Annotated in this window: 11 protein-coding genes; 4 read left to right on the forward strand and 7 right to left on the reverse strand. The window is 70.8% G+C overall.

The annotated features are described in order from the left end of the window. From FIP57_RS20890 to FIP57_RS20920, 7 genes are all read right to left on the reverse strand, one after another. A complete protein-coding gene (locus FIP57_RS20890) occupies positions 1 to 390 on the reverse strand; it encodes a flagellar basal body rod protein FlgC (RefSeq protein ID WP_148575488.1) in 390 nt (129 codons plus the stop codon). Next, positions 390 to 749 carry a flagellar basal body rod protein FlgB gene (locus tag FIP57_RS20895; RefSeq protein WP_148575489.1) on the reverse strand — a complete coding sequence of 120 codons (360 nt, stop codon included), beginning with the start codon at positions 747 to 749 and terminating at the stop codon, positions 390 to 392. The genes FIP57_RS20890 and FIP57_RS20895 overlap by 1 nt, the downstream gene beginning before the upstream one ends. Positions 750 to 1,189: 440 nt before the next feature. After that, complete coding sequence (locus tag FIP57_RS20900) at positions 1,190 to 1,543, reverse strand: hypothetical protein (RefSeq protein WP_148575490.1); 354 nt, start codon at positions 1,541 to 1,543, stop codon at positions 1,190 to 1,192. A 3-nt stretch (positions 1,544 to 1,546) separates the two neighbouring features. Further along, complete coding sequence (fliS, locus tag FIP57_RS20905; protein WP_148575491.1) at positions 1,547 to 1,939, reverse strand: flagellar export chaperone FliS; 393 nt, start codon at positions 1,937 to 1,939, stop codon at positions 1,547 to 1,549. A gap of 9 nt (positions 1,940 to 1,948) precedes the next feature. Next, a complete protein-coding gene (gene fliD / locus FIP57_RS20910) occupies positions 1,949 to 3,298 on the reverse strand; it encodes a flagellar filament capping protein FliD (RefSeq protein WP_148575492.1) in 1,350 nt (449 codons plus the stop codon). 117 nt (positions 3,299 to 3,415) lie between these two features. Then, on the reverse strand, positions 3,416 to 4,201 hold the full coding sequence (locus tag FIP57_RS20915) for a flagellin N-terminal helical domain-containing protein (protein ID WP_148575493.1): 786 nt from the start codon (positions 4,199 to 4,201) through the stop codon (positions 3,416 to 3,418). A 149-nt stretch (positions 4,202 to 4,350) separates the two neighbouring features. Further along, positions 4,351 to 5,211 (reverse strand): sigma-70 family RNA polymerase sigma factor, encoded by an 861-nt coding sequence (locus tag FIP57_RS20920; protein ID WP_238993644.1) that lies wholly within the window; start codon positions 5,209 to 5,211, stop codon positions 4,351 to 4,353. A gap of 340 nt (positions 5,212 to 5,551) precedes the next feature. On the opposite strand from FIP57_RS20920, the gene flgN reads away from it, so the two are divergent. Genes flgN through fliW form a run of 4 tightly spaced genes read left to right on the forward strand, consistent with a single transcriptional unit; the run spans position 5,552 to position 8,768 of the window. Next, positions 5,552 to 6,031 (forward strand): flagellar export chaperone FlgN, encoded by a 480-nt coding sequence (flgN, locus tag FIP57_RS20925; protein WP_148575494.1) that lies wholly within the window; start codon positions 5,552 to 5,554, stop codon positions 6,029 to 6,031. A 12-nt stretch (positions 6,032 to 6,043) separates the two neighbouring features. Continuing rightward, positions 6,044 to 7,435, forward strand: a complete 1,392-nt coding sequence (flgK, locus tag FIP57_RS20930) for a flagellar hook-associated protein FlgK (protein WP_148575495.1) — start codon at positions 6,044 to 6,046, stop codon at positions 7,433 to 7,435. A gap of 14 nt (positions 7,436 to 7,449) precedes the next feature. Beyond that, on the forward strand, positions 7,450 to 8,325 hold the full coding sequence (locus tag FIP57_RS20935; protein ID WP_162529908.1) for a flagellin N-terminal helical domain-containing protein: 876 nt from the start codon (positions 7,450 to 7,452) through the stop codon (positions 8,323 to 8,325). Positions 8,326 to 8,363: 38 nt separating this feature from the next. Further along, positions 8,364 to 8,768, forward strand: a complete 405-nt coding sequence (fliW, locus tag FIP57_RS20940) for a flagellar assembly protein FliW (protein WP_238993645.1) — start codon at positions 8,364 to 8,366, stop codon at positions 8,766 to 8,768. Positions 8,769 to 9,209: the final 441 nt, after the last annotated feature.

A 9,209-nucleotide genomic window follows, 5' to 3' on the forward strand; every position in this document is an offset into this window, starting at 1 on the left:
TCACTTTCCGATCTGCAGCGCGCTGCTGTAGGTGTCCTGGGCGTTCTTGGTGACCTGCACGGAGGCCTGGTAGCCGCGCTGCGCCATCACCAGCTGGGTCATCTGGCTGCCGAGGTCCATGTCCGGGCCGCGGACCATCCCGTCCTCGTCGGCCAGCGGGTGGTCGGGGGAGTACACGAGCCGGCCCTCGCCGTCGCTGAGCTCGATGCCGTCGACGTCGACGCCGCCGTCGGCGCGGGACTGGGCGCGGACGAGCTGGGCGCGGAACGCCTCCTCGTCGGTGCTCTTCATCGTGTTGACGTTGCTGATGTTGTGCGCGAGCGCGTCCAGCCAGGTCTGGTGCATGCCGAGGCTGGTGTTGGCGATGCGCAGCATCTCGAAGGCGCCCATCAGAAGGCACCCGCTGCCGTGCGCATCCGCTCGTGGCGGTCGGAGACCGAGCGGCTGACCATCTGGAACTGGTACTGCGACTGCATCGCGGCCAACGTCTCCTTGCGCAGGTCGACGTTGTTGCCGTTGACGCCGACGGGGGTCTCGGTCGGCGTGGCGACGAACTCGGCGGACGCGCCGGTCACGTCCCCGCTCGCGATCGCGGCGCGGAGGGGCGTCTCGAAGTCGACGCTGGTGGTGCGGAACCCGGGGGTGTCGACGTTGGCGATGTTGTCGGCGATCACGTTCTGCCGGAACGTGATGCCGTTCAGGGCCCGGTGCAGGACCGACCCGACGCCGTCGGTGGCGAAGATGGACAACAGACCGTCTCCCGTTTCAGGTGACCGTCGGTCTCCTGCACGCCGAGGCGTGGCCGGTGCCGAAGGTCAGAGGGGGTGCCGGTCCATCGGCGGTTTCTCCCAGGTGAGCTGTCCCTGCTCGGAAGAGTTGTCGGCATCCGAAGGCCCTACTTGAGGACTTCTGCCCGGTTTTACCGAGCTGTCCCCGGAGCGTGTCGAGCCGCCCCTCGTGGTGCGGGTCTGGGGTGTTGAGCCGCCCCTCGTGGTGCGGGTCTGGGGTGTTGAGCCGCCCCTCGTGGCGGTCTCTCGCCCGGCCAGCCCCGGCCGCCGCCACAAGCGGCGGCTCAACGTCGCCTGGGCGCGCCACGAAGGGCGGTTCAACACCACGAAGGCGCGCCACGAGGGGCGGCTCAACACCACGAAGGCGCGCCACGAAGGGCGGCTCGACGAGGAGACAGGGGTCAGGCGCGGAGGTCGACGTACACCGGGATGTCGACGGCGGCGTTGTTCCGGACGGCGGTGGTGTAGCGGCGGTGCCGGCCGTTCTCGGTGAGCCGCTCGGAGAGCCGGTGGGCCACGGCGAGCTGGCGCTCGAGGACGAGCCGGGCCCGGGGCTGCAGGTCGGAGGGGAGCGGGCTCCGCATCACCGGCGGGGTCCACGGCGCGGGCGGCTCGAGGACCTCCTGGCCGGCGGCGAGGAGCGCCTCGGCGGTCTCCACGTCCACCTCGAGCTGCTCGAGCGCCGCCACCCACTCCGCGTGGAAGTCGGCGGCCTCGAGGTCGGCGCCGGGCTGGCCCGGGGTCGGGGTGTCCACCGGTTACCCGGCGAGCGGGGCGCCGGCGAGCTGGAGGGCCGCCTGCCGCCACGCGTCGGCGAGGTCGTTGACCATCCCGAGGCAGGACTCGGTGATCGAGGCGTCCTTGCGGATGTTGGCCTGGATCAGCTGCGTGTGGAGCCAGTCGTACACCGACGCGAGCGCAGGGCCGCCGTCCCAGGCCTCCACCTTGAGGGTGCCGCGGAGGTGGATGACGATCTCCTGGGCGTGCACGAGCTGGGCGTGCGCCTCGGGGACGTTGCCCGCCTGCTGGGCGGCGAGGGCGCGCTGGAGGTCGAGCACGAGCCGGTCGTACAGCATGACGAGCAGCCGCGCAGGGCTGGCGGTCTCCACCGAGCTCTGCACGTAGGCGTTCTTGGCGCTGTTCGCGTACATCAGGGGTCCTTAGCTGTCGCTGTACGAAGGCAGGGAGGAGATCTGGCCGGCGAGCCAGGTCGACTGGCTGTTGAGCCGGGAGAGGGCGGTCTCCATCGCGGTGAACTGGCGGATCAGGGTGTTCTCGCGGAGCTCGAGCCGGAGGTCCCAGGCGTCGATGTTGTCCTGGAGCCGGTCGATGGTGCTGGTGCGCCCCTTGATCGCCGAGGTGAAGGTGCCGTCGACGGGGTCGCTGGCGGTCTTGGCGACCGACCGCACCCGCTCGGCGAAACCGTGGCTCGTGGCGCTGGCGCCGGCGGTGAAGGCGGCGGAGACCGCGGCCGGGTCGTCGGCGAGGGCGGTCCGGAGCTTGTCCTCCTTGAGGACGAGCTTGCCGTAGCGGTCGGTCTCGATGCCGAGGGCGGCCATCGAGGTGCCGTCCTGCGGGTAGATCGCGTTGAGCAGGGCGTTGCGGACGCTGCGCACCTGGCTGTCGCCGGCCAGGGTCCCGGACTTCGTCGTGGTCCCGGCCGCGCCGTACGCCGTCGCCTTGTCCATGTCGCCGATCAGTGCGTTGACGGCGTCGACGAGCTCCTTCACGGCCGTGACGATGCCGTCGGTGTCCTGCGCGACGGAGAGGTCGACGGTCGAGCCGACCTCGACGCCCTGCTGGAGGGTGATGTCGAGCCCGGTGACGACGCCCGCGAAGGTGTTGCTCTTCGAGGTGAGGACGTCGCCGCCGACCGTGATCTGGGCGTCCTGGCCCTGCGCGAGGACCGTGGAGCCGCCCAGGATGGTGCTGCCGTCGGAGGCGGCGAGCGTGAAGGCGCTCTCCTGGCCGGTGGAGGTCGAGGTGACCCGGAGCCGGTAGGTGCCGTCGTCGAGCTTGACGAGCCCCGCCTTGACGCCGGTGCCGGCCGCGTTCAGCCCGCCGACGAGCTGGCCGAGCGAGCCGTCGCCGGCGTTGATCTCCTTGACGGTCCCGTCGACGAGGGTCAGCTGCACCTTGGTCGGGTCGCCGCCCACGACCACGTCGGTCATGGCGGCGGTCGTCGCGAAGGAGACCGAGTGGGCCGCGGCGAGCCGGTCGACGGTGAAGCTGATCGGGCCGGTCGTCGCGCTGGCCGTGCCGGTGGCGGTCACCTTCTCCGAGGAGCTGGTGATCGTGACCGGGTTCCACGCGTCGCGCTTCGACAGCTTCTCGGCGAGCGTCGCGAGCGACGAGGTCTTGGTGTTGAGCTCCTGGAGCGTCTTGACGTTGGACTGCTCGGTGCTCAGCTTGGTCTTCAGGAGCGTCTGGGAGTTCCGCTCGATCGCCATCAGCTGCGACACGATCGTGCTGGTGTCGAGGCCGCTGGCCAGCCCGCTGACGAACGCCACGGCGGAGCTCCCTTCAGGTGGTGGAACGGATCGGGCGGAGGGCGAGTGGCTCGCCCTCCGCCCGGATCACAAGGTGGTGCTGGGTGTTGCTAGTGGTGGTGCTGAGCGGTACTCAGGTCACCGGAGCAGCTGCAGGACGCCCTGGGTGGCCTGGTTCGCCTGCGCCAGCATGGAGGTGCCGGCCTGCTGCAGGATGTTCGAGCGGCTGTAGTTCACCATCTCCTGAGCCATGTCCGTGTCGCGGATCCGGCTCTCCGACGCGGACAGGTTCTCCACCGCGACGTTGACGTTGTTGATGGTGTGCTCGAAGCGGTTCTGGATCGCACCGAGCTCCGCGCGCTGCGTGGAGATGGTGGTGATCGCGGCCTGGACGGTGTTGCTGTCCGTGATGACCGCCGACGAGACGTCGAAGTCCGCCAGGGCCGTCGCCGAGACCTCGATCGTGTCGGCGCTGTCGTAGCCGACCTGGAAGGTCAGGGCCGCGCCGCCGAAGAGCTCCACACCGTTGAACTTGGTGTTGTCCTTGATCCGCGTGATCTCGGTGTGGAGCTGGTCGAACTCCGCCGAGAGGGCGTCCTGGGACTCGGTGCTCTGGGTGCCGCTGTTGTACTGCACCGCGAGGTCGTTCATCCGCTGGAGCATCGCGTGCACCTCGGTGAGGGCACCTTCAGCGGTCTGGGCGACGGAGATGCCGTCCTGGGCGTTGCGGACGCCGACCTTGAGGCCGCCGATCTGCGAGCGCAGCCCCTCCGAGATCGCGAGGCCGGCCGCGTCGTCGGCGGCGCGGTTGATGCGGAACCCGCTGGACAGCTTCTCCAGCGACTTCGACATCTGCGACTGGGTGGTGCTGAGGTTGCGGTACGCGTTGATGGCGTCGGTGTTGGTGTTGACGCGAAGACCCATGGTGGTTCCCTCCTGGAATGATTAGGTCTGGTGTTCTGGAGTCCGTCCGTGGACTCCGTCGGGGGTACTGATCGGCCCCCGGGATCGTGGTCTGAGGTTTTCCTCGGACTTTTTCTCCGGCTCCATGAACCGGGTCCGCAGGGCTCCCCTCAGGCGGAGCGCAGGCCGGCGGCTCCGGAGCCGGAGCCGGAGCCGGCCCCGGACAGCCGGGCGGACGCCGTACGCCGGGACGCGACCGCGGCGAAGTAGGCGTCACGTCGCCGGGCCGCGCAGCCGTCGGGACGGGCGTGCGGGGCGACCAGGTCGGGGTCGAGGGCGCTGTTCATCGCGTCCTTGAGCAGCACGAGCGCCTCGGCCCGCATCTGGGAGATCCGGGACTCGGAGACCCCGAGCTCCGCCGCGATCTCGGCCATCGGCCGCTCGGCGAAGAAGTACCCCTCGATCACCGCGCGGAGCCGCTCGGGGAGCAGCGCGACCGCGTCGACGAGGTAGGCGACCCGCTCGTTGTGCTCGACGCGCTCCTCCGGGCTCGGCACCCGGGTGGGGAGCACCTCGTCGATCGGCGTCTCGCCGAACCCCTGGAGGCTCATCACCGACGCGCGCGAGACGTCGTCGGCGTTGCCGGCGATCTCGTCGACCGACAGACCGGTGGCGGCGGCCAGCTCCTGGTCGGTGGCCGGGCGGCCCAGCTCGGAGGCGAGCCGCGAGCGGGTCTCGTCCAGCTCGCGGGCCCGGCGGCGCACCGAGCGGCTGGCCCAGTCGACCCCGCGCAGCTCGTCGATGATCGCGCCGCGGATCCGGGTGGTCGCGTAGCGGGTGAACGGCACGCCCCGCGACTCGTCGTACGAGCGGGCGGCCTGGACGAGGGCGGCGAGCCCCGCGGACGTCAGGTCGTCACGGCTGACGTGCCCGGGGAGCCGGGACAGGGACTCCCGGACCAGGTGGCCGACCAGGGCCATGTGGCTGGTCACGAGGTGGTCGGCGTCGTGGATGCTGCTCGGCTGGGTCACGAGGACGACTCTCGTGGCGCTGAAAGCCGCGCTTTACCCGTTTCGGGCGATATGGCAAGAAAGGACATAGGTCATGGCCTTCCAGGTAGTTCGGCGCGTAGTCCCCCTGCGCCTCCTGGACTAGTCCCTAGGGGTCCGAACGGCTGATCTCTCGCCGTTCCGCTGCGGGAACCGCGCGCGACGTGCGTGTGCGGGAGAGAAGTTCCGGCGAACCGCTCAGCCTTGCGGTCCGGCTGCCGATCCTTCCCCTGTCGGTCACCGGCGACGACCCATGACGAGCCGCTGACCCGACACCCCGACGTGATCCCGAGTCCGAACTGCCCAGGAAGGAGGCCGGCCGATGGAGGACCTTTCGCTGATCCTGTGGCGTGAGCGGGAGCTGCTGGAGACGCTGCTGTACCGGTTGGAGGTCGAGAAGCTGGTGCTCGCGAGCGGCAGCAGCCGCTGGCTGGCCACCTCCGCCCGGGAGGTCGAGCAGGTGCTCGACGCGCTCCGGGAGACCGAGCTGGTCCGCGCCGTCGCCGCCGACGAAGCCGCCGCCACCATCGGCATGGCCTCGAACCCCAGCCTGCGAGCCCTTGCCGAGGCGGTCGACGAGCCGTGGCGCTCGATCCTGCTCGACCACCGGGAGGCGTTCGTCAACTACATGCAGGAGATCACCGCGATCGCCGCGGCGAACCGTGAGCTCCTCACCTCCGGCCAGATGGCGGCGCGCGAGACGTTGCTCGGGCTGACCGAGGGCGGCTCCTCGACGTACTCCCACGACGGCAGCGCCGTCGCCCACGACCCTGCCCGTCGCCTCGTCGACCAGAGCATCTGACCCGGGTCCGTCATGAGCTTCTCGTCGATCAACACCGCACTCTCGGCACTCCGGTACAACCAGGCGGCGCTCGACACCGCGAGCAACAACATCGCGAACGTCGGGACCGAGGGGTACACCCGGCGCCGGGTCGAGGCGACAAGCGCCGGGACGCCGACCACGACCGCGATGTGGTCGCGGAACCAGCACCCTGGTGGCGGGGTGCGGGTGACCGGCGTGACGCGGATGACCGACCCGTTCCTCGACGCCCGGGTGCGCACCGAGCACGGGAAGCAGTCCTACCTCGACACCCGCCAGGCGATCCTCGACCGGCTCGAGACCGGCATCGGCGAGCCGGGGGAGAACGGGCTCTCCGCGGTCATGGCGGAGTTCCGCCAGGGCTGGGCCGACCTCGCGAACAACCCTTCGAGCGACGCCGCCCGCAGCCAGGTGCTGGCCCGCGGCGCCTCGCTCGCCGACGCGGTGCAGATCCAGGCGCGGAACTTCACCACCGAGGCCGGTGACCAGCGGGCCCGGGTGAACGTGCTCGTCGCCGAGGTCAACACGATCGCCTCCGACCTCGCCGCCACCAACAAGGCGATCCAGGTCGCGCAGCTCGACGGCTCCGACGCCGGCAACCTGCTCGACCAGCGCGACCTCCTCGCGCTGCGGCTCTCCGAGCTGACCGGCGGCACCACCAAGGCCAACGGCACCGGCGGGCTCGACGTCGCGGTCAACGGCGTGAACCTCGTCACCGGCGGCATCGCCGGCAAGTTCGAGGTCGCCTCCGGCGTCACCCCGACTGGCGAGGCCGACGGCAACCCCGTCACCTTCCGGGTCGTCCACCCCGTCGAGGGCACCTCCGACGTCGGCGACGGCGTCGGTGGCGAGCTGGGCGCGGTGCGGGACGTCCTCGACGTGACGATCCCCGGCTACCTCGCCAGCCTCGGCCAGGTGGCCAAGGGGCTGGCCGACGCCGTCAACGCGCTGCACCAGGGCGGGTACGACGCGGCCGGCAACCCGGGGGCGCCGTTCTTCACCTACGACCCCGCCGACCCGGCAGGCAGCCTCGCCGTCGCGATCACCGACCCGGCCGCCGTCGCCGCCTCCTCCGTCGGTGGCGGGGCCGTCGAGGGCTCGGTCGCCGACGCGCTCGCCGAGATGACCTCGCCCGAGACGGCGTACCAGCAGCTGGTCAACGGCTTCGGCACCCAGGTCGCCTCGTCCCGCCGCCTCGCGGACAGCCAGATGATGCTCACCCAGCAGGTCGACGGCGCGCGTGACCAGCTCGCCGGGGTCAGCCTCGACGAGGAGATGCTCTCGATGGTCGAGTACCAGCGGGGCTACGAGGCCGCGGCCCGCGTCCTCACCACGATCGACTCGATCCTCGACACCCTCATCAACAGGACGGGGCTGACGCGCTGATGGCCATCACCCGCATGACCCAGAGCATGATGCTCGACCGGTCGTACCTCACGCTGCAGACCGTGCAGGGCCGGCTGGCCAAGACGCAGGAGCAGCTCACGACCGGGCGCGTCCTGAACCGGCCCTCGGACTCGCCGACCGGCACCACGTCGGCGATGCGGATCCGCGCGACGATCGCCGACGAGACCCAGTACCAGCGCAACGCGCAGGACGGGCTGGGGTGGCTCGGCCAGATCGACTCCGCGTTGACCTCCTCGCTCGACCAGCTCCGCCGCGCCCGCGACCTCGGCATCCAGGGCGTCAACGCGACCAACGCCGGCGCCGGCGCCCGCGAGGCGCTCGCCGTCGAGGTCGAGCAGCTCCGCGAGAGCCTGGTCGGCGTGGCCAACACCACCTACCTCGGCCGCCCTGTGTTCGGCGGGCTGACCAACGGCTCCACGGCGTACGACGAGAACGGCGCGTTCGTCGGCCAGGCCGGCGACGTCAAGCGGACCGTGGCGAAGGACGTCAAGGTCGACGTCAACGTCAACGGGCCGGACGTCTTCGGCCCCGACGGCGACAACCTCTTCGACAGCCTCACGCGGCTCGCCGACGCGCTCCGGGCCGGCGACACCACCGAGATCGGCACCCAGCTCGACGCGCTCGACGCCGCCCAGAAGCGGATCACCGCCGTCGTCTCCGACGCCGGCACCCGGTACAACCGCGTCGAGCGCGCGGCCACCGCCGCCGCCAACGCGGTGTTCGACCTGACCACCTCCCTGTCGGAGATCGAGGAGGTCGACCTCGCGAAGGCGACGATCAACCTCACCGCGCAGGAGGTCGCCTACCAGGCGGCGCTGTCCGCCACGGCTAGGCTGGTCCAGCCGTCGCTCGCGGAGTTCCTCCGATGAGCGCCGGGACCATGGAGGCCCCCAGGGCGAGGAGCAGCGTGACCGACACCGGTGCCGAGGTCGAGGAGGTCCCGGTCCTCTCGATGGTCGAGCCGATGCCCGGTTTCCCCGAGCTCCGTGAGTTCCACCTCGAGCGGCTCGACGTGGAGGGGATCCTCTTCGCGCTCCGGTCGGTCGTCGAGCCGGCGATCCGGCTGCTGGTGGTCCCGGTGCACCGGTTCTTCCCGGACTACGCCCCCGAGATCTCCGACGAGACCGTCGCGGCGCTGGGGATCACCCCGGAGTCCGAGGTCATCACGTTCGGCGTGGTGAACCCGGGCGAGTCCGTCACCGCGGCCACCGTGAACCTGCTCGCTCCGGTCGTCGTCGACGTCTCCTCGGGCCGGGCGGCCCAGGTGGTGCTGGACGAGGACCTCCCCCTGAGGGCGCCCCTCTTCGGCTGACGGTCTTGCGCCGCTGGGGTGGTGTTGAGCCGCCCCTCGTGGCGCGGCGGGGTGGTGTCGAGCCGCCCCTTGTGGCGCGCCATTTGCGGGTCGCGCAGATGAACGAGCTTTGACGCCGTAGGACGCAGGACGGTTGAGAGTTCGTTCAGGTGCACGTCGTACGACGGGCGCGGCGTGGGTGGTGTCGAGCCGCCCCTCGTGGCGCGCCGGGGTGGTGTCGAGCCGCCCCTTGTGGCGCGCCGGGTGCAGGTCTCGCACATGAACGAGCATTGACGCCGTACGACGCTCCTCGGGGTGTCGGCTCGGCGCCACGAGGTCAAGTCCCCGGGAGTGGTGTAGCGCTGCGTGATCCGGGTGGGGTCAGGCGGTGAGTGCTGGCATGGTGTCAGCTCCGATCTCGGTGTCGTTGGTGGCGACGATGTTGATGCGGCAGCGGGCCAG

Origin of the sequence: Nocardioides caldifontis, from assembly GCF_008087345.1 — a bacterium.
GTDB lineage: Bacteria > Actinomycetota > Actinomycetes > Propionibacteriales > Nocardioidaceae > Marmoricola_A > Marmoricola_A caldifontis.

Bases quoted from the DNA above. Each gene is read 5' to 3' on its own strand.
- FIP57_RS20890 (WP_148575488.1), bottom strand. From the start codon at position 390: ATGGGCGCCTTCGAGATGCTGCGCATCGCCAACACCAGCCTCGGCATG.
- fliS (WP_148575491.1), bottom strand. From the start codon at position 1,939: ATGTACGCGAACAGCGCCAAGAACGCCTACGTGCAGAGCTCGGTGGAG.
- FIP57_RS20915 (WP_148575493.1), bottom strand. From the start codon at position 4,201: ATGGGTCTTCGCGTCAACACCAACACCGACGCCATCAACGCGTACCGC.
- flgN (WP_148575494.1), top strand. From the start codon at position 5,552: ATGGAGGACCTTTCGCTGATCCTGTGGCGTGAGCGGGAGCTGCTGGAG.
- flgK (WP_148575495.1), top strand. From the start codon at position 6,044: ATGAGCTTCTCGTCGATCAACACCGCACTCTCGGCACTCCGGTACAAC.
- FIP57_RS20935 (WP_162529908.1), top strand. From the start codon at position 7,450: ATGACCCAGAGCATGATGCTCGACCGGTCGTACCTCACGCTGCAGACC.